At 65.2% G+C, this 22,917-nt stretch carries 15 protein-coding genes and 1 other RNA gene; 11 read left to right on the forward strand and 5 right to left on the reverse strand.

Annotated features, from left to right (window positions below; translation table 11 throughout):
- Positions 1–10 precede the first annotated feature (10 nt).
- Positions 11–1,099, reverse strand: coding sequence for an HlyD family secretion protein (locus RQH86_RS14345; RefSeq protein ID WP_311239658.1), 1,089 nt, complete (start codon positions 1,097–1,099; stop codon positions 11–13).
- Positions 1,096–2,745 (reverse strand): MFS transporter, encoded by a 1,650-nt coding sequence (locus tag RQH86_RS14350; RefSeq protein WP_311239657.1) that lies wholly within the window; start codon positions 2,743–2,745, stop codon positions 1,096–1,098. The genes RQH86_RS14345 and RQH86_RS14350 overlap by 4 nt, the downstream gene beginning before the upstream one ends.
- 87 nt (positions 2,746–2,832) lie before the next feature.
- Between RQH86_RS14350 and ubiE the strand changes: the two genes are divergently transcribed.
- From ubiE to RQH86_RS14405, 11 genes are all read left to right on the forward strand, one after another.
- A complete protein-coding gene (gene ubiE, locus RQH86_RS14355; RefSeq protein ID WP_046965330.1) occupies positions 2,833–3,594 on the forward strand; it encodes a bifunctional demethylmenaquinone methyltransferase/2-methoxy-6-polyprenyl-1,4-benzoquinol methylase UbiE in 762 nt (253 codons plus the stop codon).
- Positions 3,595–3,790: 196 nt separating this feature from the next.
- Positions 3,791–4,681, forward strand: coding sequence for a GGDEF domain-containing protein (locus RQH86_RS14360; RefSeq protein WP_055850582.1), 891 nt, complete (start codon positions 3,791–3,793; stop codon positions 4,679–4,681).
- Positions 4,682–4,791: 110 nt separating this feature from the next.
- Positions 4,792–6,741, forward strand: coding sequence for a M1 family metallopeptidase (locus RQH86_RS14365; RefSeq protein ID WP_311239680.1), 1,950 nt, complete (start codon positions 4,792–4,794; stop codon positions 6,739–6,741).
- Between the two features lie 445 nt (positions 6,742–7,186).
- Positions 7,187–7,906 (forward strand): hypothetical protein, encoded by a 720-nt coding sequence (locus RQH86_RS14370; protein ID WP_115512623.1) that lies wholly within the window; start codon positions 7,187–7,189, stop codon positions 7,904–7,906.
- Positions 7,907–7,909: 3 nt separating this feature from the next.
- Positions 7,910–8,539, forward strand: a complete 630-nt coding sequence (locus RQH86_RS14375; protein WP_311238990.1) for an HAD family hydrolase — start codon at positions 7,910–7,912, stop codon at positions 8,537–8,539.
- A 1,007-nt stretch (positions 8,540–9,546) separates the two neighbouring features.
- Positions 9,547–11,562, forward strand: coding sequence for a methanol/ethanol family PQQ-dependent dehydrogenase (locus RQH86_RS14380; protein WP_323519027.1), 2,016 nt, complete (start codon positions 9,547–9,549; stop codon positions 11,560–11,562).
- Positions 11,559–13,334, forward strand: a complete 1,776-nt coding sequence (locus RQH86_RS14385; protein ID WP_311238989.1) for a quinoprotein dehydrogenase-associated putative ABC transporter substrate-binding protein — start codon at positions 11,559–11,561, stop codon at positions 13,332–13,334. The genes RQH86_RS14380 and RQH86_RS14385 overlap by 4 nt, the downstream gene beginning before the upstream one ends.
- Before the next feature lie 25 nt (positions 13,335–13,359).
- On the forward strand, positions 13,360–14,010 hold the full coding sequence (locus RQH86_RS14390; protein ID WP_311238988.1) for a c-type cytochrome: 651 nt from the start codon (positions 13,360–13,362) through the stop codon (positions 14,008–14,010).
- A complete protein-coding gene (locus RQH86_RS14395) occupies positions 14,007–15,077 on the forward strand; it encodes a beta-propeller fold lactonase family protein (protein WP_311238987.1) in 1,071 nt (356 codons plus the stop codon). The genes RQH86_RS14390 and RQH86_RS14395 overlap by 4 nt, the downstream gene beginning before the upstream one ends.
- Positions 15,078–15,112: 35 nt before the next feature.
- A complete protein-coding gene (locus RQH86_RS14400; RefSeq protein ID WP_055850603.1) occupies positions 15,113–16,219 on the forward strand; it encodes an S-(hydroxymethyl)glutathione dehydrogenase/class III alcohol dehydrogenase in 1,107 nt (368 codons plus the stop codon).
- A gap of 10 nt (positions 16,220–16,229) precedes the next feature.
- Positions 16,230–18,662: a TonB-dependent receptor gene (locus RQH86_RS14405; protein ID WP_311238986.1), complete on the forward strand. Its 2,433-nt coding sequence runs from the start codon at positions 16,230–16,232 to the stop codon at positions 18,660–18,662.
- A gap of 629 nt (positions 18,663–19,291) precedes the next feature.
- Here the strand turns inward: RQH86_RS14405 and RQH86_RS14410 are convergent.
- The 3 genes from RQH86_RS14410 to RQH86_RS14420 form a co-directional block, all read right to left on the reverse strand.
- Positions 19,292–21,265, reverse strand: a complete 1,974-nt coding sequence (locus RQH86_RS14410) for a sigma-54-dependent Fis family transcriptional regulator (protein WP_311238985.1) — start codon at positions 21,263–21,265, stop codon at positions 19,292–19,294.
- A 226-nt stretch (positions 21,266–21,491) separates the two neighbouring features.
- Positions 21,492–21,568: non-coding RNA, sX9 sRNA (locus RQH86_RS14415), on the reverse strand.
- 312 nt (positions 21,569–21,880) lie between these two features.
- Positions 21,881–22,813, reverse strand: a complete 933-nt coding sequence (locus tag RQH86_RS14420) for a carbohydrate kinase family protein (protein WP_115512613.1) — start codon at positions 22,811–22,813, stop codon at positions 21,881–21,883.
- Between the last annotated feature and the right edge of the window lie 104 nt (positions 22,814–22,917).

Genomic DNA, 22,917 nt, shown 5'->3' on the forward strand with positions numbered 1-22,917 from the left:
CCCGCAGCGCTCAATCGGCCGCGCTGTCGGTATCGACCGCCACCACGACCGACATGCCCGGGCGCAGGCGCGGCGCCAGCGATTGGCCGGGATCGACGCTGATGCGTAGCGGAATACGCTGGGCGATCTTGACGAAATTACCGGTGGCGTTGTCGGCCGGCAGTACGCTGAATTCCGAGCCGGCGGCCGGAGAGATTTCCTGCACGCGGCCATGCAGGCGCGCATTGTCCAGCGCATCCACGGTAAAGCTGGCGCGCTGCCCGATGCGGATCTTCGCCATCTGGGTTTCCTTGAAATTAGCCACGATCCACAGTGTGTCCGGCACCAGCGACATCAACTGCGTGCCGTTGGTGACATAGGCGCCCTGACGCACGCCGAGCTGGCCGAGCTGACCATCGCGCGGGGCCACGATGCGCGTGTTGTCCAGATTGATCTGCGCCAGTTGCACCGCCGCCTGCGCATTGGCAACGGCCGCTTCCAGCGCTGCGCGATTGACGGTGACGCTGCGCGCATTTTCTTCGGCGGCCTGCACCGCCGCACGCGCCTGCGCCACGCCAGCCTCGGCTTGCGCGCGCGCGGCAAAGGCGGTGTCGCGGTCCTGTTCGGATACCAGTTTCTGGTTGGCCAGCTGTTGCGTACGCGCATATGCCGAGCGGGTGCGATCGCGCAGCGCCTGATTGCTGCTCAGCGCTGCGCGTTGTTCGGCAATGGTCGCGTCCGCGCCATGGCGTTGCTGCTCCCAGTTGGCGAGATTGGCCTGCGCGGTCTGCACTTGCGCCTTGGCCTGTTCGAGCTGCTGGGCGTAGATGCGATTGTCGATGGTGGCCAGCAGCTGGCCGCGTGTGACATGCGCAAAGTCCTGCACCGTGACGTCGGTGACATAACCGCTGACCTGCGGGGCGATCACTGTGATCTGTCCGTGCACCATGGCGTTTTCGGTGCGCTCGGTCGCGCTGACGAACGGTGGCAGCCGCCATGCGTACAGCACCAGCGCCACGCCGATCAGGGCGAGCCCGCCAAAGCCAATCGCGCCGGTGATGCGACGGCGACGACGACGGGCGCGCTCGGCGGCGGCAGTGGGACCGGTAGATGTGTTCATGGGCGCGCAGTGGAAGCAGGAGGGGAGGGTGACACGGGAGGACGCAGATAGCGTCGCCACACCAGCACGGACAGGATCCACACCCCGGTGGCGATGGCGATACAGCCGATCAGCAGAAACACGTCGTTATAGGCCAGCACATTGGCTTCGCGCGTGGCCACGCTACCGAGTGCACGCACGCCCTGCGCCTGGCGCAGCGTCGGGTCGCCGATGCTGCGGCCATACATGCTGGCATACGCCTGCACGCGCGCGGCCACTTGTGGATCGGTCAAGACCAGATGCTCGACCAACTGACTGGAATGGTATTTCTCGCGCAGGATCTGCACGCTGCCGAGCAGGGCGCTGCCGAGCAGCCCACCCATGTTCTGCGCCATGCCGAACAGCACGATGAAGCTGATCAGATTGCCGGGCTGCGCAATCACCCGGCCAAGCCCGGCCACCATTGCCGGGCCGATAAAGAACGTGCTGCCGAAGGCGAGCAGGAACTGGCTGAAGTACATCTGCTCCGGGCGAGTGAGGCTGGTGGCATCGGCATCCATGAAGCAGCCGAGACAGATCGCCGCCACGGCGATGATCAGATGCTCGGCGATGCGCGCCGGATTGATCAGCCATGCGCTCGCGGCCACTCCAGTTACCGCGCCCAGCAGCATCAGCGCGTACAACGTCTGCAACTGATCGTTGGCCAGGCCCAGGGTCTGGAAGAAGCCGATCGCGCCGGTGCTTTGTTCCGACAGCACCAGTCGGATCAGCAAAATCGCCAACCCCAACCGCAGCATGTCCGCGCTGGCCAGCCAACGCGTGTTGATCATCGGGTTGCGGCGGTTGTGTTCGATCCAGGCCGCCATGCATAGCAGCACGATGGAGAGCGCCAGCACCACGCCCAGCCATGGCGTGCTGGTCCACCACAGCAGCCGGCCCAGCGACAGCACCGCAGCCAGCCCGGCCGCGCCGGCCGCAAACAGGGGGAAGGTCACGAAATCCAGCGGTTCGAACACCCGGTAGCGGTCGCTTGGCGGCAACTTGAGCGCTAGCACGCAGGCCAGCGCGAAGATCGCCAGCCCGAATTCGAACAGGTACAAGCCCTGCCACTGCCCGAATTCCAGCAGGTCGGTGGAGAACACCCGCGCCAGCGGCAACGCCAACTGGGTCACACCCAGGCCCAGCACCACTGCCTTGAGCCGGTATTTGCTGGGAAATGCCTGGATCACGTAGTACAGGCCCAGCGAGCTGAGTGCCGCGCCAACCAACCCATGCGCCGCGCGCACGGTGATCGCCGAACTCAGGCTGTGCACGAACAAGTGCGCCAGCGCGATGGCCGCATACAGCGCCAGAAAAATCTCGGTGAAGCGGCGCAGCCCGTACTGCTGGCGAAACTTCACCAGCAACAGATTGGCCGACATGTTGGTCATCACGTAAGCGGCCGGCAGCCAGGCCATTTCGGTGGCGTAGGCGCCCAGGGTGCCCTGCAGATACGGCAGGTTGGCGGTGACCAGCGCATTGCTCAGCCCGCCGGTCAGCGCCACCACCACGCCGACCAGGCCGTACTGGATGCGGCGCCGGGTCGGGTGCAGCGGCGTGGACGCCGACCCCGGCAGGGTGGGCTTTTCGTGGGGCTGCCAGTCGCGTGGGGCGTACTTGTCGGGCACGCAATGCTCGTAGGGCCGGTTGCGGAAGAGTTCGCGATTGTGGTCCCGTTGCGGTCATGGCGGCGTCAGCAGTGCGATAATCCGGGCATGAGCGAATCTCCCTATACCTCCGGCACCACCCATTTCGGCTTTCGCGATGTTGCTGCCAAGGACAAGCAGAAGCTGGTCGGCGAGGTCTTCACCTCGGTCGCGCGCAACTACGACCTGATGAACGATCTGATGAGTCTGGGCGTGCACCGCGCATGGAAACGCTACTTCGTGGCGACCGCGCAGGTGAAGCCAGGCGACCGCGTGCTGGATCTGGCAGGCGGTACCGGCGACATCGCCGTGCTGCTCAAGGAGCGCGTCGGCGATGAAGGTGCCGTGGTGCTGGGCGATATCAACGCCGGCATGTTGTCGGTGGGCCGCGACCGCCTGACCAACCGCGGCCTGGTGGCGGGCTTCGATTACGTGCAATGCAACGCCGAAGCGCTGCCGTTCCCGGATCAGAGCTTCGATCTGGTGACCATCTCCTTCGGCCTGCGCAATGTCACCGATAAGGACGCCGCACTGCGCGAGATGTATCGCGTGTTGAAGGTGGGCGGCCAGGCGCGCGTGCTGGAATTTTCCGAAGTCACTGCCGAGTGGTTCAAGCCGATCTACGACTTCCACTCGTTCAAGATTCTGCCCAAGCTGGGCCAGTTGTTCGCACGCGATGCCGACAGCTACCAGTATCTGGCCGAAAGCATCCGCAAGCACCCGCCGCAGGATTCGCTCAAGGGCATGATGGGCGAGGCCGGATTTGCGCGCTGCCACTACAAGAATCTGACCGGCGGCATCGTGGCGATTCATTCCGGTTACAAGATCTGAATCCCGCCCGCGGCTGATGGCCGACGTGGCGCGTGCATCACGTGCCACGTCGTGTAGTTCAGGGGCACCGCTTGTGTTCGCTTGATGCGGCCTCGCTACCCGCAGGCACGTGCGCACCAACGAATTTCTGAGACTTTCGTCGCGTTGGCTCCACCATCTGTCGGCGACACTAGGCGCTCTTTTGTCGGAGAGTTGGATGCGCTTATACGCCGGGCTCTCGCGCGTGTTTCCCCGTTCCTTCAGCGCCAAGTTGCTGGCGGTGACCTTTGTCGGGATTCACCTGCCGCTGCTGTTGTTGATCGCGTGGCTGGCATCGCAAAGCGAGCTGGAAGGGCAGCTGTTGTGGTCGGTGATCATCGTCGCCCTGCTGGCCACGCTGGCGGGCACCGCCTTGACGCTGTCTGCCTTGTATCGCCTGCTGGCGCCGTTGCGCATCGCCGCCGATGCGCTGGATACCTACTACGCCGATCAACGTCTGCCCAGCTTGCCGGAGCATGGCGACGATGAGCTGGGGCGCCTGCTGCGCGGGATCAATCGCAGCCTGCGCGGGATCGACGCCGGCATGCGCGATCTCAAGAAGCATGCCCTGTTCGACCCACTCACCGAGGCGCTGAACCGGCGCGGCTGCGAACAGGCGATGCGCGATTCGGTCACCGCCTCCCAACGCGAAGGTTGGCCGTTCGTGTTGTTCGTGCTGGACATGGACAACCTCAAGCAGATCAACGACCGCTTCGGGCATCTGGCCGGCGACCGCGTGCTGGTGCGTTTGGTGGAGTCGGCCTATGGCTGGCTGGGCGCGCAGGACTGGATCGGACGCTGGGGCGGCGATGAATTCCTGATCGGCGTGCACGCCAGCGAAGACGAGGCCACGCTCAAGCTCAATCAGTGGCTGTCGATGCTCGAACGCGAAGACGGCGAAGAAGCGCCGTTGCATCTGAGCGCCGGCAGCGCGGTCTGCGAGCAAGGCGTGGACGCCACCGAGCTGTATCGGCGCGCGGATGCGGCGATGTATCGCGCCAAGTTTTCCGGCGGCCGGCGTCTGGTGCGCGACGGCCACGACACCTCGCGTATTCACCCGGTGACATAAGCGCCGACGAGGCGGTACAGCGGCAATCTGCAAGCGGTTGTTGCCGACTGCACGGGCAGGCATCGGCGCGGAGCGCTAAAATGTCCGATTCCCTTGCTGCGGTGCCGTCGATGCGCTTCCCGTACCTGTCGCTGTCCCTGGCCGTCTCCATTGCGCTGGCCGGCTGTTCCAACGAATCCACATCGCCGGCTGCCACCACCGCTGCGCCGGCCGCCACCGCCAAGGCCCCCGTGAAAGCAGACGCCCGCAACCACGACGAAAGTTCCTACGCCCAGCCCGACCAGGTGGTCATCAAGGACCTGGCGCTGGACCTGAAGCTGGATTTCGACAGCAAGCAGATCGGCGGCACCGCGACCTACACGCTGGAGTGGAAGAACAAGGCCGCCAAACAGCTGGTGCTGGATACGCGCGAGCTGAGCATCGCGCAGGTACAGGCCGACGACGGCAAGGGCGGCCTGTCGTCATTGCAATTTGCGCTGGCGCCGGTCGACAAGACCTTCGGCAGCAAGCTCACCATCGAAACCCCGAACCAGCCAGGCAAGGTCGTGATCACCTATCACACTGCGCCGACCGCGTCGGGCCTGCAGTGGCTGGAGCCGTCGATGACCGAAGGCAAGCAGCTGCCTTTCATGTTCAGTCAGTCGCAGGCGATCCACGCGCGCAGCTGGGTGCCGCTGCAGGACACCCCGAGCGTGCGCTTCACCTATAGCGCGCACGTGACCTCGCGCCCGGACGTGATGGTGCTGATGAGCGCCGACAACGACCCCAAGGCCGCGCGCGATGGCGATTACAGTTTCAAGATGCCCGAGCCGATTCCGTCCTATCTGCTGGCCATTGCCGCCGGCGATGTGGTGTTCAAGCCGATTTCCGCGCGCTCGGGCGTGTGGGCCGAGCCGTCGATGGCCGACAAGGCCGCCAAGGAATTCGAAGACACCGAAAAGATGATCGGTGCCGCCGAAAAACTCTATGGCCCGTATCGCTGGGGCCGTTACGACATGCTGGTGCTGCCGCCGTCGTTCCCGTTCGGTGGCATGGAAAATCCGCGCCTGACCTTTGCCACGCCCACCGTGATCGTCGGCGACAAGTCGCTGGTGTCGCTGGTCGCTCACGAGCTGGCGCATAGCTGGTCCGGCAATTTGGTGACCAACGCCAGCTGGAAGGACATCTGGCTCAACGAAGGCTTTACCACTTACGTGCAGGGCCGCATCACCGAAGCGTTGTACGGCGCGGAAATGGCCGAGATGGAGCGCGAGATTGACCAGGGCGATCTGCTGGCCGAAGTGAAAGACATGCCGCCAGCCGACCAGACTCTGGCCCTGCCGCCGCTGGCGCAGCGCGACCCCGACGAAGCCTTGAGCCAGGTGGCCTACGTCAAGGGCGCGTGGTTCCTGCAGTTCCTGGAGCAGCGTTTTGGCCGCGAGGTGTTCGACCCGTTCCTGCGTGGCTGGTTCGACGATCACGCGTTCCAGAGCGCGACCACCGACCAGTTCGTCGATTATCTGCAGAAGAACCTGCTCGCCAAGCATCCCAACACGGTCAGCGCTGCTGAGGTGGATGCCTGGTTGAAGCAGCCGGGCATCCCGGCGTTTGCGGCCAAGGCACGCTCGCGCAGCTTCTCGATTGTGGACACCGCGCGTATCGCCTGGAGTGGTAGCGCCACGCTGCCCAACAAGCAGGTCACCAGCGAATGGGGCACGCAGGAATGGGTGCATTTCCTCAGCGGCATGGGCGCCACGTTGAAGCCCGAACAGCTCAAGCAGCTGGACGATGCCTATCACTTCACCGGCACGCCGAACGGCGAGATCGCGATGCGCTGGTATCCGCTGGCGATCCGCAGCGGTTACACCGACGCACGTCCTGCCGCCGGTGAGTTCATCGAGCGAGTGGGCCGCCGCAAGCTGGTGTTGCCGATCTACGCCGAACTGTTGAAGACCCCGGATGGCATCGCGTTTGCCGAACAGGCCTTCGAAAAAGCCAAGCCCAGCTATCACCCGATCACCACCGCCTCGGTGGCCGAGATGATTGCCAAGGCCAAGGCAGCACCGCCCGCGCAGCCGTGATGGCAGGGGAGGGCGTTGCGGACGCCCTCCCGTCGCGGCGCAAACCCCGCCGTGTAGGAGCGCACCCGGGCGCGATGAGGCATTTACCAGTAAAGCCCCGTCGCGCCCGGGTGCGCTCCTACGGGGCCGATCGATGCCGAAATGCTGAAAACCCCGGACGGCAGTGCATTCGCCGGACAGGCCTTCGAAAAAGCCAAGCCAGCTATGCCAGCGCAAACGTGATGGTAGGGAGGGGGCGTTGCGGAGCCCCTCCCTTCGCGGCGTAAACCCCGCCGTAGGAGCGCACCCCGGCGCGATGGGGCATTACCAGTAAAGCCCCATCGCGCCCAGGTGCGCTCCTACGGGTTCGGTGGTGGTGCGGTCACTGCTATACCTATCGCCCTGCCGATCTATCGCACATGGACAGGCTGGTATCGTTATCGCTGAATTCGCCCTGGAGTCGACGATGAAGTATCTGTTGAGCGCGGTCTTGTGCGTCGCGGCCCTGAGTGCCTGCACCGACCGCGAGGCGCAACGCAAGGCGCAGGAAACCGCGCAGGCGCAGGCGAAAGAAACCCAGGCCGATGCGCTCGCCAAGCAGTACGACGCAGCCGTCCAGGCGCAGAACTGGGACATGGCGCGCGCGCATGGCGCGGCCTTGCTCGAAGGCTATGCCGGTACGGCGGCCGCAACGCGCATCGAACCCGGGTATGCCGACATCAAGGCCAAGGGCGAACAGGCGCGCGAGCTGCGCCGCATGCAGGCGCTCTGGCAGTACTCGCAGGTGCCCGCAAAGGGCGGCACGCAGCGCTCGGCCATGATCGATGCCAAGGAGCGCGTGGATGTGGATGGCAGCGGTCCCAAGCCGGTGAGCCTGGTGTTCCGCGATCATCCGCAGTGGAAGCGTCACAGCTATCTCGTGCTCAAGGCCGGCGACTTCAATTGCTACGGCGGCTGCAAGGTGCAGGTCTCCGCCGATGGCGGCGCACCACGCGCGATGGCCGCGCATCGCCCCGACACCGACGAGGCGATTGCCATGTTCATCGACGACGACAAAGCGTTGTGGAAAGTGGTGCGCAACGCCAAGCGCATCAGCATCGCCTTTCCGGTCAAGGCCGGTGGCACGCGGACTGCGGAGTTCGACGTGGGCGGGCTGGATACCGCCCAGATGCCGGGCTGGAAATAATCCATGGATGGCGCAAGCGCAGCCCGACTACCGTTGTCCGCCTACCGGCATTGGGTGTTCGACATGGATGGCACGCTCACTGTGCCGGTGCACGATTTCGCGTTGATCCGGCGCGAGTTGGAGATCCCGCCCGAAGACGACATCCTGCATCATCTGGCCGCATTACCTGCCGAGCAGGCGCAGGCCAAGCACGCCTGGTTGCTGGAGCACGAGCGCGCCCTGGCTGAAGCGGCCCAGCCAGCGCCCGGCGCGCAAGAAGTGGTGCGCGCGCTGCACGCCAATGGCTGCCGCCTCGGCTTGCTGACCCGCAACGCACGCAGCCTGGCGCAGATAACGCTGGAGGCGATCGGCCTGGGCGATGCCTTTGCCTGGGACGACCTTGTCGGCCGCGACGAGGCCGCGCCCAAGCCCGCGCCCGACGGGCTGCAGTATTTCCAGCAGCGGTGGGCGGTGAGCGCCACTGCATTGCTCATGATTGGCGACCACCACAACGACCTGGCCTGCGGCCGCGCCGCTGGCGCAGCGACCGTGCTGGTCAACACCCCCGGCGACCCCTGGCCCGGCCTGGCCGATTGGCGCCTGCGCGATTGCAGCGAACTGTTACAGCGCTGGCAGGCCCGCGTAGACGGCTGACGTTGGATCAGTCGCGTCTCGGCGCCGGGAGAGCAAGGACGCTGGACCGCCTTGCACGCGTCGATCAACCAATCGCCCCTCTCCCTGCGGGCGAGGGGGTGGGGTGAGGGTGCAGGGGCGAAGCCCTGGTGCCGCTTCAACTGCATGGGCTACGCCCGTAGCCTCATCCGCCCCTACGAGGCACCTTCTCCCGAGGGGAGAAGGAACAGACGCGTGCTCCCGAGGGGAGTGGAATAAATGCGTGGTGCCGCGCTCTAGCCCCTCTCCTCGCGGGAGAGGGGTTGGGGTGAGGGTACGGGAGCGAAGCCCTGGTGCTGCTTCAACTGCATGAGGCTGCGCCCGTACCCTCATCCGCCCCTTCGGGGCACCTTCTCCCGAGGGGAGAAGGAAGACGCGTGGCGCCGCGCTCTAGCCCCTCTCCCCGCGGGAGAGGGGTTGGGGTGAGGGTACGGACCAAGCGCCGTCCGTCAGAACCCCCGGATCTCGCTTCAAAAGCGCACGACGGCAAACGCATTGACTTGGGCAGCGGGGCACCCCTCGTCCGCCCCTCGGGCGCATTCCTCCAACGGCGAAACAAACGCAGGTGTCGGCGTGCTCGTGTCGTTGTCGTTGTCGGTGCAGCAACGTCGCCAATTCGTTGCCATCTCATTCGCCGCCATCTCCAGAAACCCTAGGATCCGGAAAACCTCTGGCGTCATACCGACCAGGTGTTTCTGCCGCGTACCACCGAAGCGCCTCTACCCACCGAAGCGCCTCCGCCCAATCTGTTCCATCGCTGCTACAGCACGCTCGGCGCAAAGTGTGCCAAATGCGATACAGCTCTCGCGCCGCATTCACTGCGTCCATACAAAGCCCTGACACAGCAAGGTGTTGCGACGCAACAACGCACTGGCACGCGCTGTGCTCTGTCCTATCGCGGTACCCACCCGTTTGCGCCGTCGTTGCGTGCATCAAACGCCAGTGGCTGTTCGTTCGATTGGATTGTTCACCGAGAGGGGTAGACGCATATGCACCAATCTTCCTGTCGCAGCGTCCGCAGCGGCGCGCTGCTGATGCTTGCGCTGAGCGCTGTGTTGGCCGGTTGCAAAAAAGAAACGCCGGCCGAAACCGCCGCGCCCGCACCTGCAGCCACACCCGCCGCGGCGCCAGCCGCCGCCGTGGTCGATACCGATAGCGAATTCACCGCCAACGCCAGCAATGCCGACAACTGGGGTGGCGTGGGTCGCGATTTCGCGTTGACCCGGCACAGCCCGCTAGCCGAAATCAATCGCGACAACGTCAAGAACCTGAAGATGTCGTGGGAAATGAAGACCGACGCCACGCGCGGCCACGAAGGCCAGCCGCTGGTGATCGGCAGCATCATGTACATGGTCAGCGCGTATCCGAACAACGTATTCGCGATCGACCTGGCCGCGCAGGAGGACGGTGGCAAGGTGTTGTGGAAATACACTCCGCAACAGGACGAACGCTCAGTAGCGGTGGCCTGCTGCGATACCGTCAACCGCGGCGCGTCGTATGCCGATGGCAAGCTGGTGTTCGGCAGCCTGAGCGGCGATGTGATTGCGCTCGATGCCAAGACCGGCAAGGAAGTGTGGAAGCAGAAACTCGCGCACCCGGACAAGGGCGAAACCATCACCATGGCGCCGATCATCGCCGATGGCAAAGTGGTGGCCGGCATCAGCGGTAACGAGTTCGGCGTGCTCGGGCGCGTGGCGGCCTACAACTTGTCCGATGGCAAGCAGTCATGGTCCTGCGATGCCGCCGGTACCGACAAGGCGATCTGCCTGGGCCCGGACTTCAATAAGGCCAATCCGCAACACGGCCAGCTCGGCGATCTGGGCATCAAGACCTTCCCCAACGACGAATGGAAGCGCGGTGGCGGTGCGGCCTGGGGCTGGTACAGCTACGACCCGAAGTTGAAGCTGGTCTATTACGGCACCGGTAATCCCGGTCTGTGGAGCCCGTCGTATCGCTGCGGCAAGACCTCGCATGAGGAGTGCAACAACGGCGAGCACGACAACAAGTGGTCGATGACGCTGTTCGCGCGCAAGATCGATACCGGCGAAGCGGTGTGGGGCTATCAGAAGACCCCGTTCGACCAGTGGGATTACGACGGCATCAACGAGCCGATCCTGGTCGATCTGACCATCGACGGCAAGGAAGTTCCATCGGTGGTGCAGTTCGATCGCAACGGCTTTGCCTACGTGCTCGATCGCCGCGACGGCACCCTGCTGCGCGCACACAAGTTCGTGCCGGCCAACTGGGCCGAACGCATCGACATGAAGACCGGTCGCCCGGTGAAAGTGGCGGCGCATTCCCCGCTGGAACGCGGCAAGAAAGTGCAGGCATTCCCCTCGGCGATGGGCGGAAAGGATCAGCAGCCGTGCTCGGTGGATCCGGCCAATTCGGCGGTGTTTTTCTGCGGTACCAATAACTGGCACATGGAACTGGAACCGCAGGAACGCGGCAACACCATGATGGGCCTGCCGTATGTATTCGCCAACGTGATGATGAAGCCCAATGAGCCGGGCGCTCTGGGTATCGTCAAGGCGTTCGACGTGGTGGAAGGCAAGTCCAAGTGGGAGATCAAGGAAAAGTTCCCGGTGTGGAGCGGCACCCTGGTCACCGATGGCGGGCTGGTGTTCTACGGCACGCTCGACGGCTGGTTCCGTGCGGTGGACAAGGACACCGGCAAGAAGCTGTGGGAGATGAAGCTGCCGTCCGGCATCATCGGTAACCCGATCGCGTACAAGGCCAATGGTCACCAGTACGTGGCGGTGTTCTCGGGCATTGGTGGCTGGATCGGTCTGCCGGTGGCTGCCGGTCTGGATCCGGCCGATCCGTACGGCGCGCTGGGTGCTGCCGGGCTGGCATTCGGTGCCGGCTTCGACAAGATCCCGCTCGGTGGCATGGTGCACACCTTCCGTATCGATGGCGCCGGCAAGACGGTGACCGCCACGGCAACCGCCACTGCGGCCGCCGGTGGTGGCACCGCAAATGCAGCAGCGAAGACTGCACGATGAGATCCACGCAAGGCGTTGGACGCACACGTCGGCAGATCACTGCCGGCGTGTGCGGCATGACCCGGCACCTGCGCAAGGTGCTGGTGGTTTGCAGCCTCGGACTCGTCGCCGCAGGTTGCACACGCGAGCCGTCTTCACCGACGGCTCGCGCTTCTGATTCCGATGCGGCGCCCGCAGCGGCGCCTGCATCCACTGCAGCTCCAGCCTCCGCTCAGACGCCCGCAAACACGCCGCCGCCTGCGCCCGATCCGACGGTGCTGCGTGTGTGCGCCGATCCGGGCAACATGCCGTTGTCCAACAAGGCTGGCGAAGGCTTCCAGAACAAGATTGCACAAGTCGTCGCCGATGCGATGGGCCGTCGCCTGGAATACGAATGGCGCACCTATTACCAGCGCGGGCTGGCGCGCAGCACGATCAACGCCGGCCGCTGCGATCTGCTGATGGATCTCAACAGCGACTTCGAGCAGGGCCTGACCACACGCCCGGTGTATCGCTCGGCCTATGTGCTGGTGACGCGCAAGGGTCTGAATCTGGTGCCCACATCGCTGGATGATCCGGCGTTGAAAAAACTGCGGCTGGGCGTGTTTCAGAGCTCGCCCGCGCGGCAGGCTCTATACGAGCACGGCATCAGTGGCGAAGTGCAATACCTGTTCTACGACTCGGCCACCGCACCGGAAGAACATCCGGGCAAGCTGGTGGAGCGGGTGGCCGCCAATGAGCTGGATGCGGCCGAATCCTGGGGCCCGGTGGCCGGTTACTACGCTGCGCGTAGCAGCCTGGGCGTGGTGCCGTTGAACACCATCGACGACGCGGTACTGGAGTACTCGATGGCGTGGGCGGTGTCGCGCAAAAACGCCGCATTGCGCGATGCGCTGAACACTGCGCTGCAAGACAATGCGGTAAAGATCGCCGAGATCCTGCGCAGTTATCACGTGCCGCTGGTGCGTTGCAGCGAGTGCATCGTGGCTGGCGATCTGCCGTCGCATGGGCCGTACGCCACACCGACCTCCGCCTCGACTGCGCCGAGCCCTGCTGCGTCGTCGCAGGAGCTGGCGCAGTTGCAGTTACGCATCGCCGATGGTGCTGACCCCAACCAGGAGCTGGCGCATGCGCTGGATGCCGGCGACGCAGTGCGTGCGGCCTGGTTGTTGCGGCATGGCGCCGATGCCAACACGCCCAACCTGCTTGGTGAGCCGCCATTGCATCAGGCCATCCGCAATCAGGAGCCGGATCTGGTCGGGTTGTTGCTGGATGCCGGCGCACGCCTGGATGCGCGCGATGCCAGCGGTTGGACCGCGCTGATGAAAGCCGCATGGGCCAACGATGCCGATAGCGTGACCCGGCTGGTGGGCAAACGCGCGCCGGTCGACACAGTGTCCGGCGATGGCTGGAGCGCACTGGATCTGGCGGTCTCGTATGCCGACGTCAGCGTGGTGCAGGCACTGCTGGCCGCGGGGGCGAATGTGAAGCGTGCCAATCCCACCGGATTCACCCCGGTGATGTTCGCGGTGGCGCGCGACGACCCCGCGATTCTCGATGCGCTGGTTGCACGCGGCGCCGACGTGGGACATGCCAATCAGGCGGGTGTCACCGCCTTGATGCTGGCCGCAGCCGCCGGGCGCGAGGACGTCGCCAAGCGTCTGCTGGCGGCCGGTGCCGACCCTGCGGCGCGCAACCGCGATGGCAAGACCGCCGCGACGTTGGCGCAGGACCGCGGCGATGCCGCGTTGGCTGCACTGCTCAGCGAGGCCAAGCGCCCTTCCAGACGCTGAGCGTTTCATCCACCGCGTGCACGGGGTGCGCGGTGTTCCCTCCGATCAGAAAGGTTCGTTCATGCGTAAGTCCACCGTGGGTTGTATCGATCGTTCCATGCGCGCAGCGCTCTGCGCGTTGTTGCTGAGCACACTGCTGGCCGCGTGCGGAAAAGAGACTCCGCCGGCACCGGCACCCGACGCGGCGCCATCGCCCGCCGCCAGCGCACCGGCCGCCGATGCCGCAGCGCCACCGCCGCCCGCAACTGCCTCCGCAGCGATGCCTAATCCGGCCGCAGGCCCTGCGCCGGATCCGGCTACGCCGGCTGCACCCCCGGCCGCCGTGACGCCGATCCCGAAGGGACCGGAGGTCAAGGTCACTCCCGAGCTGATCGCCGAAGGCAAGAAGATCTATTTCTCTGCCGGCTGCAATGCCTGCCACGGCGGTACCGGTGGCGGCGGCATGTGCCCGCCGCTGACCAACGACATCTGGGTCTATGGCAGCGACGACGACACCCTGCGCGCGCTCATCAGCGAAGGCACCGCAGCCATGATCACGCACGGCAAGACGCGCATCGGGCATGAAAGAGTGGTGGGGCAGATGCCGCCGTTTGCACCGGTGCTCAAGCCGGGCGACACCGAAAAACTGCTGGCCTTCATCCATTCGATCAACAAGACCGCGGGCAAGGCGCAATGAAGCAAGGCGCACCGCGCTCGGTGATCGGTCGCTGGCGGCGCACCTGTGCAGTGATTGCATCGGGTGCGTTGCTGTTGGTCGCCGGTTGCCAGCGCGATGCTGCCGCACCGGCTGCTGCAGCCACTGCATCGCCTGCTGCGTCCACCAGTGCGGCACCGGCGCCGGCAGCACCGCCGGTGTTGGCGTACGTGCCCAACCAACGCAGCGGCACGGTGTCGGTGATCGACACCGGCACCGATACGGTGGTGCGCACGCTCAGTGCGCAAGGCCAACTCGGCAAGCGTCTGCAGCAGGTGTTGCCCGGCCCGCAGGGGCATCTATATTTGATCGATGCCGAGCATCACCGGTTGATCGAACTCGACACCGCCAAGGACACGGTATTGCGGCAAGTGGACATCGGCGAAAACGCCGAAGGCATCGCGTTGTCGCCCGATGGCATGCAGTTCGCTGTGTGCGTGGAAGGGCAGAACCAGGTGATGTTGATTGATGCGGCGCAGTTCCGTGTGCAGCAGGTCATCGCCACGCGTGGGCAGGCGCCGGAGCATTGCGCATACACGCCCGATGGGAAGTGGCTGCTCACCAGCAACGAAGGTTCCAACGACATGGACATGATCGAGCTGGCCACGCGTCAGTCGCGCGGCGTGGTCGCCACCAGCGGCCATCCGCGCGGCATGGCGTTCGCGCCCGATGGTCGCAGCGTCTATATCGCGCAGGAGACTGCCAACGTGGTGGATGTGATCGACCTGCAGACCCGTACGCGCCGCGCCAGTTTGCCGGCCGGCGTGCGCACTGCCGGCGTGACACTGTCGGCGGACGGCACGCGGCTGTACGCGTCCAACGGCGGTGCCGGCACGGTCAGCGTGATCGATACCACCACTGCGCGCAGTCTGGCCGAGATTCCGGTCGGATTGCGGCCCTGGAATCCGGCGCTCACGCCCGCCGGCGACAAGTTGTACGTGGCCAATGGCCGCTCCAATACCGTGAGCGTGATCGATACCGCGAGCATGCGCGAACTCAAACAGATCCCCGTCGGCGAACTGCCGTGGGGCGTGGTCATCGCGCGCTGAGTGCCGGCCATGCCGATACGCGCCGGGGAGGCGGGATGAAGACACGCGCTGCGGTCGCCTGGGGCCCGCATCAGCCGTTGACCATCGAAGAGGTCGACCTGCAGCCGCCGCGCCCCGGCGAAGTGCTGGTGCGGCTGGTTGCCACCGGCATCTGCCACGGCGATGCGCATGCGCTGGCGCACGGGCATGCGAGCAGCTTTCCGGCGATTCTGGGCCAGGAAGGCGCGGGAATTGTGGAAGACGTGGGCATCGGCGTGACCAGCGTGCGTGCCGGCGATCACGTCATCCCGCTGTACATGCCCGAATGCGGCGTCTGCAAGTTCTGCCGCTCCGGGCGCACCAACCTGTGCCAGGCGATTCGCAGCAGTCAGGAACGTGGCCTGATGCCCGACGGCAGCAGCCGGTTTTCATTGAACGGGCGTCCGATCCTGCACCACATGGGCACCAGTACATTTTCCGAATACACCGTGTTGCCGGAGATCGCGGTGGCGCGCATCCATCCGGATGCGGCGCTGGATCAGGTCTGCCTGCTCGGTTGCACGGTCACCACCGGCGTTGGCGCGGTGCTCAACAGCACGCATGTGCGGCCGGGCGATTGCGTGGCGGTCTTCGGGCTGGGCGGGATCGGCCTGTCGGTGGTGCAGGGCGCGGTGCTGGCGCGGGCCGGGCGCATCATTGCGGTGGATATCGACCCGGGCAAGTTTGCATTGGCGCGCGCGCTGGGCGCCACCGATTGTCTGGACCCGCGCGACTACGGCGCACCGATCCAGCAAGTGATCGTGGACCTCACCGATGGCGGCGCCGACCACAGTTTCGAATGCGTAGGCGATGTCGGTGCGATGCGTGCGGCACTGGAGTGCTGCCACAAGGGTTGGGGCGAGAGCGTCATTCTCGGCGTGGCCGACGATGCGCAAGAGATCAGCACGCGGCCGTTTCAGTTGGTGACCGGCCGGGTGTGGCGTGGCAGCGCGTTCGGCGGGGTGAAAGGACGCAGCGAGTTGCCAGGCTATGTGGAGCGTTATCTGCATGGCGAGATCCAGTTGGCACCGCTGATCACCCGTACCCTGGCACTGGACGACATCAATCAGGCGCTGGCGGATCTGCGCGCGGCGCGCGGCATCAAATCGATCGTGCTGTATTGAAGGAGACGACATGACGTCGACGCATGACTTGCTGGGCCACCGCAGTACCTCGCCGCTTCGCACCGCTCGCCCTGGATCCGATGTACTGCAACGCCATCGGCTTGCCTGCGCCTGTGCAGCGCTGCTGTGCGCTGGCACGATCGGCCCCGCACTGGCTGACGGCACCCCGCAAGTCACCTGGCTGGATCGCATCGAAGTCACTGCCACGCCCATCCCCGGCACCACCATCGACGCGGCGCAATTGCCGTACATGGTGCAATCGGCGACCAATGCGGAGTTGTCGCGTGGGCGCAGCAACAACATCAGCGATCTGCTGCAGCGGCGGTTTGTCGGTGTGGATGGCAACGATGTGCAGGGCAGCGCATTTCAGAACGACCTTACCTTCCATGGCTTTCGCGCATCGGCCTTGCCGGGCGCCTCGCAAGGTGTGTCGGTGTATCTGGACGGCGTCCGCGTCAACGAACCGTTCGCCGATATCGTCAGCTGGGACATGCTGCCCGAATCCGCCATCACCGCCGTCACCCTGATGCCCGGTTCCAACCCGTTATTCGGTCCGAATACGCTCGGCGGCGCTGTGGTGCTGTCCACCGCATCCGGACTCACCGCACCGGGACTGCAAGGCGAACTGAGCATCGGCAGCGGCGCGCGCAAGCGGCTGGATGCCAGTTATGGCATTGCCGGCGGCGATGGCTGGCATGGCTTTATCGCAGTGACCGGCTTCGACGAAAACGGCTGGCGCGATGCCTCCGAAGGACGTCTGGGCACGGTGTTCGGCAAGCTCGGTCGGCAAGGCGATGACACCGACTGGAGTCTGTCGCTGCTGCACGGGCGCAGCCGCCTGATCGGCAATGGACTGTTGCCCGATACCAGCTACACCGACGAAGGACCCGAGCCAGGCCTGTACCGTGCCGACCGCCGTGCGGTGTATACCTCGCCCGATCTCACCCGCAATCGCAATACGCTGCTGACAGCGCAGTTAGACCACCGGTTCGATGCGGATACCGCGCTGCATGCGCTGGCGTATTCGCGCGTTGGCCGGCGCGACACCGTCAATGGCGATATCGGCGAGGACTACGAAGAATTCGTCGAAGAATGCGCCTCCGGTTACGCCGCCGACGGCAGCGCGCTGGATGCCGATTGCGAGGTGGCGCGCGCCGATGCCGATGCGCTGCATACCGGCGCCCTCAACACCACCCAGATGCGTCAGGAAGCGCAGGGGCTTGCGATCAATCTGAGCAAGCAATGGGGAGCGCATGCGCTCAGTGCCGGTGTCACCTTCGACCGCGGCCATGTGCGTTACCGGCAATTCGCCCGCGATGGTTGGGTGCAGCCGGACCGGTCGGTGCTGGCAGATCCCGATGTCGAGCGTGCATTCTTCTCTGGCGTGCGCGGCAGCACCAAAACGTTGGGCGCCTTTGTCGCAGACACCTGGGAGCTGGACGCGGCCACCCATCTCACCGCCGCAGTGCGCTGGAACCGGGTGGTGGTCGACAATATCCTGTCCACCGCCGAGGACGGCGACCGCCCGCGCGAGCGCTTTGTCTACGCCAAGGCCAACCCATCGCTGGGGCTCACCCATCGGCTCGACTCCGGCCTCACCGTGTACGGCTCGGTGGCGCAGAACACGCGCGCACCGACCGCGATCGAGTTGGGGTGCGCCGACCCCACCCAGCCGTGCCGGCTGCCGACCGGCCTGCAGGCCGATCCGCGCCTGGAGCAGATCGTGTCGCGAACCTATGAGCTGGGCGCACGCTGGTCGCCGTGGGCCGACAGCAACGCCACCGTGTCGGTGTACCGCGCCGACAATCGCGACGACATTTTGTTTTTGCGTGCGCCGGACACGCAGCTGGGCTACTTCGATAATGTGGGACGCACCCGCTATCAAGGCCTCGACGCTGCGCTGCATCTGCGCAGCGGCGATTGGCAATGGTCTGCCGGGTACAGCTATCTGGACGCGACCTATCGCAGCGACGGCGAATTGCTGTCTGGCGAGCGCGTAATCACGTTGCGGCCCGGTTTGCGGATCGCCGCGCTACCCCGGCATAACCTCAAGCTCGGGGTGGAGTGGCAGCGCGATGCGCTGACGTTGGGCGCCGGCGTGCGCGCGGTGTCCGGGCGCGTGGCCAGCGGCAACGAAGATGGCCAGGTCGACAATGCCGAAGCGGGCGAGCCCGCACCGCAGCGCATCGATATCGGCACCGCCGGCTATGCGCTGGTCGACCTGCAGGCACGTTGGGCCATCAGCACGCGCGTGTCAGTCTTTGCGCGTATCGACAACCTGTTCGATCGCCAGTACGCCACCTATGCCGCGGTGGCCGAAGATGTGTTTCCCGACGGCGAACTTGCCCGCCCGCAGGACGCGCCCGTCGAAACAGGTCCGGCACGCTTTCTGGCGCCGGGCGTGACTAGGCAGTATTTGATCGGGCTGCGCTGGGCGTTGTGACTGGGGGGCTGGGAGTTGGGGTTGGTGATTAGGGATTCGTAAGGCGTAAGCCTTAGCCGCTCTTAGCGTCACCTGGATGGTCGCAAGCAGCGCTGGTCGGGGGCGCGGTGCCCTCACCGCTCGCGGGACACGCCGTGAACCCGTCCCTGGGGGCTCGGTGGCGGCATCCATGCCGCCACACGGTCCCGCAAGCGGCGAGGACACCGCACCAGAACGTTGGTCGGTGGTCGCGTGAAAGCTGCTTGTAGCGCGTTGCATATCAAACGTTGCGCCGGCACGTGATGACCAGACAACGCGCATCAAGCACTGCTCCTACCGTGCACACCGACCATCTCCACTGGTCCTTGCCCGCCCACTGTCGCGGGACCTTACGCGGCATGGATGCCGCGTAAGAGCTTACAAGGACGTACTTGCAGCATGTCCCGCGAGGGTCGGCGGGCAAGGACCCTGCAGCCAAGCCACAGATCATCCGCTCCGCAATCGCGGCACGTAGCGTGCCACATGGCGCACCAAGCCACAGCGGTGCCGCCTGATGGCGAAAAAATAATCGTGTTAATCGCTCTAAATAGCAGCGCCAAGCCACCGCTTTGGCTTTGACGTATCCCCAATCCCAAATCCCCGCCCCTCCATCAGCCCGTATCCAACCCATGTTTGCGCAGCTTGCGATACAGCGTATTGCGGCTGATCCCCAGTGCGTCGGCGGTGCGGCTGACATTCCAGCGATGGCGTTCGAGTTGTTGCTGCAATACCAGGCGTTCGGCCTGATCCAGCGCCACCCGGCCAGGCATGTCGTCGGCGGCCACGGCACGGCCATCGACCAGGCATGGCGCGCTGCCGGCATCGACGATTTCCTGCGGCAGGTTCGGCAGGCGGATGACGCCGTCGCTGCATAACACCGCTGCGGTGCGCAGCACATTGCGCAGTTGGCGTAGATTGCCTGGCCAGACGTAGCTGAGCAATTTGTGCATCGCCTCTTCGCTGATGCGTACGCTGCGCTCTGCGTTTTCTTCGCGCAGCAAGGTACGGATCAACTCCGCTTTATCGCTGCGCTCGCGCAGTGGGGGCAGATGCAACACCACGCCGTTTAGTCGGTAATACAAGTCCTCGCGAAACTCGCCTGCGGCCACGCGTTGCGCCAGGTCGCGATGGCTTGCACTGATGACATGCAGTTCCAGCGGCACCGCACGTTCGCTGCCCAGCGGGGTCACGCATTGTTCTTCCAGCACGCGCAGCAGGCGGCTTTGTAATGGCAATGGCATATCGCCGATTTCGTCCAGAAACAGCGTGCCGCCGCTGGCCTGCAGTAATTTGCCGTGCCGTCCTTCGCGCGCCGCGTCGGTGAAGGCACCGCGTGCGTAACCGAACAACTCGCTTTCGATCAGCGCCTCGGGAATGGCGGCGCAATTGATCGCGACAAACGCGCCGCTGGCCCAGGGCGAGCCACGGTGCACCGCCTTGGCGAATTCTTCCTTGCCGGTGCCGGTGTCGCCACGCAACAGGATCGAGACGCGGTGCGCGGCGAGTTTCAACGCATTGGCCAAGTTGTGGCGCATGCGCGGATCCGAACCGACGTGCTCGCTTGGTTGCAATTCGGAATCCGGTGCGGCCTGCGCCGGCCCACCCACCGCCGGTAGCGCCGGGCGGGCGCGTGGCGGGCGCACCAGCGCATAGAAGCGCCGCCCGTGGCAGGCGCAGCGGATCGACCACAGGGTGCCCGCGTCGCTGCCGGCCCGGTGTTCGATGGTGTCGAAGTCCAGCTGCATCACCTGCGAGATATCGCGACCCACCAACTGGCTGCGATCGATCTTGCCCAGTTGCTCCAGCACTGCTTCGTTGACCGCCAGCACGCGGCCATCGGCACCGATGGCGATCAATGCCTCGTGCAACAAGCCGGCAAATTCGGGGCGGCTGTGAAAGCGCAGGATGAACGCATGACCAAACTGATTGAGGAAATGCGAGCGCGAAATCTGTGCGGCCGACATGCTCACCAAGGCCACGGTATGGCGCTGGATCTGCTTGCTGTCCTGCGCATTGGGGGTGGAGGCATCCAGCACCGCCAGTAGCCCGCCGTGCGGGTCCAGGATCGGCGCGCCGCTGCACGACAGCGGTAAATGCCGGGTCAGATAGTGTTCGCCGCGATGCACGCTGACCGCCGTGCGCTCGGCCGCGCAGGTGCCCAGACCGTTGGTGCCCTGATGGCATTCGGCCCAGCTGGCGCCACAGAACAGCCCCGCCTGACGGAACTCGCGCAGCAGGGTGGAGTCGTGCACGCTGTGCAGCACGGTGGCGTCGGCATCGCCAAAGATCACCGCATAGCCGCTGCCGGCGATCTGCTCGTACAGGTTTTCCATTTCCACCTTGGCGATGCGCAGCACCTCGCCAAGCCGCTGCTGGCGCTCACGCACGTGCAGGGCGTCGTGCACCAACGGTTCGGGCGTTGCCTCGGGCAGCAGCGCGTAGTCGTCCAGGCAACGCCGCCACGACCGCGACAGCGGTGGCGCCAGCGGCGCGATATCGCGCAGCCTTCTGATCTGCCGGAGTACATCCGGTTCGATCTCCGGCAGCGTGATGGAAGGAGCGGCGACAACGCTTGGCTCGGACATGGGCCAGCGTTCCTCAGTGGGCGCGAAACGTCAGTAGATGCACAAACCGCTCCTATGCTCAAACCGCATTGCAGCAAACTGCGTCGCGCTGCTCGCAATACGTGCATCTATGAGGGGCCGACGATGCCTGAGTCCGCGACGGCGTCTTGGGCGGTAAGGGTCGAGCTCGGTCGACGCGCAGCTTGCTCGGCGGGTCGAGGGAACGTGCGCGTTTAGCGCTGAGAGCGGCTGACAAAGCGCAGCGAGCGGTCGTCAGGCGGGTGTGGAGGGCGTGCTCAGAACCGGACTCTACCGATGGTATAGCCGCACCGAGCGCTGGCCGCGGCACGCGCGGCGGCAGTCTTTAGGGGCGCCCGCGTCGCAAAGGCAGCCTTGGGGCGGAGTACGGGCCGGGGCGGTGACGCTGTTCGAAGCGAGTGTGTCGTTCGAGCTGCGCGCGGCATCGCGCAGACCGGCATCTGCCGCTGCGAGGTCCCTTCTCCCGAGGAGAGAAGGGGGGGGGCTAGCCGGCGCCAGCGCCGGCATCGCAGATGCGGGCCGGGCGCCGAGCAAGCGCTGGAGTGGGAGCTGACGGTGCGCAGCCGAGGTGTCGCACCGATGCCGCTCCGGGCATTTCTACAGCGCGTAACCGAACTGCTGTTTGAACTGATCGTTGAATTCGGCGAAGTCGAAGCGCTGGTTCTGGGTGCCGGGGTGTTCCACCTTCAATGCGCCCATCAGATTGCCCATGCGCCCGATCGTCAGCCAGTCGTAGTTGTGCTGGATGCCGTAGATCAGGCCAGCGCGGAACGCATCGCCGCAGCCGGTGGGGTCGACCACGCGGCGCTCATGCGCCGGCGGGATGTCGTAGGTCTTCTCGGGCGTGTGCACCAGCGCGCCCTTCGGGCCCTGCGTGGTGATGTAGGCCTGCACGCGCGACACGATGTCCTTCTCGTTCCAGCCGGTGCGTTCCTGCAGCAGGTTGGACTCGTAGTCGTTGACCACCACGTAGTCGGCCTGCTCGATGAATTCACGCAGTTCCGGACCGTTGAACAACGGCATCGCCTGGCCAGGATCGAAGATGAAAGGGATGCTGCCGGCAGCGAACTCTTCCGCGTTCTGGATCATGCCTTCGCGCCCGTCCGGGCCGACCAGGCCCAGGGTCACGCCCGGCACGTCGCGCACATGGTTCTCGTAACTGCGCATCATCGCGCCCGGATGGAAGGCGGTGATCTGGTTGTTGTCGTGATCGGTGGTGATGAAGGCCTGCGGGGTGAACAGGTCATCGATGATCTTCACGCGCGACAGATCGATGCCCAGCGTTTCGAAATGTTCGCGGTACGGGCCGAAATCCTGGCCTACGGTGCCCATCGGAATCGGCGCGCCGCCGAGCAGATGCAGGTTGTAGGCGATGTTGCCGGCGCAGCCGCCGAACTCGCGGCGCATGCGCGGCACCAGGAACGACACATTCAGGATGTGCACCTTGTCCGGCAGGATGTGATTCTTGAACTGGTCCGGGAACACCATGATGGTGTCGTAGGCGAGGGAACCACAGATCAGTGCGGACATCGAGTCAGGCCTTTGCGTAAGGAAATACCCGCCAGTTGCCGGCATGGCGGCGGGACGGCGCCAACGCCGCGGCGCAAAGGGTAACGGCTGCGACCGATCAGAGC

The sequence above is a fragment of the Xanthomonas sp. WCS2018Noco2-27 genome, from assembly GCF_031843525.1.
In the GTDB taxonomy this organism is placed as follows: domain Bacteria; phylum Pseudomonadota; class Gammaproteobacteria; order Xanthomonadales; family Xanthomonadaceae; genus Xanthomonas.

Coding starts and splice junctions, on each gene's coding strand:
- RQH86_RS14345 (WP_311239658.1), bottom strand. CDS start 1,099: ATGAACACATCTACCGGTCCCACTGCCGCCGCCGAGCGCGCCCGTCGT.
- ubiE (WP_046965330.1), top strand. CDS start 2,833: ATGAGCGAATCTCCCTATACCTCCGGCACCACCCATTTCGGCTTTCGC.
- RQH86_RS14360 (WP_055850582.1), top strand. CDS start 3,791: ATGCGCTTATACGCCGGGCTCTCGCGCGTGTTTCCCCGTTCCTTCAGC.
- RQH86_RS14365 (WP_311239680.1), top strand. CDS start 4,792: ATGCGCTTCCCGTACCTGTCGCTGTCCCTGGCCGTCTCCATTGCGCTG.
- RQH86_RS14370 (WP_115512623.1), top strand. CDS start 7,187: ATGAAGTATCTGTTGAGCGCGGTCTTGTGCGTCGCGGCCCTGAGTGCC.
- RQH86_RS14375 (WP_311238990.1), top strand. CDS start 7,910: ATGGATGGCGCAAGCGCAGCCCGACTACCGTTGTCCGCCTACCGGCAT.
- RQH86_RS14380 (WP_323519027.1), top strand. CDS start 9,547: ATGCACCAATCTTCCTGTCGCAGCGTCCGCAGCGGCGCGCTGCTGATG.
- RQH86_RS14385 (WP_311238989.1), top strand. CDS start 11,559: ATGAGATCCACGCAAGGCGTTGGACGCACACGTCGGCAGATCACTGCC.
- RQH86_RS14395 (WP_311238987.1), top strand. CDS start 14,007: ATGAAGCAAGGCGCACCGCGCTCGGTGATCGGTCGCTGGCGGCGCACC.
- RQH86_RS14400 (WP_055850603.1), top strand. CDS start 15,113: ATGAAGACACGCGCTGCGGTCGCCTGGGGCCCGCATCAGCCGTTGACC.
- RQH86_RS14405 (WP_311238986.1), top strand. CDS start 16,230: ATGACGTCGACGCATGACTTGCTGGGCCACCGCAGTACCTCGCCGCTT.
- RQH86_RS14410 (WP_311238985.1), bottom strand. CDS start 21,265: ATGTCCGAGCCAAGCGTTGTCGCCGCTCCTTCCATCACGCTGCCGGAG.
- RQH86_RS14420 (WP_115512613.1), bottom strand. CDS start 22,813: ATGTCCGCACTGATCTGTGGTTCCCTCGCCTACGACACCATCATGGTG.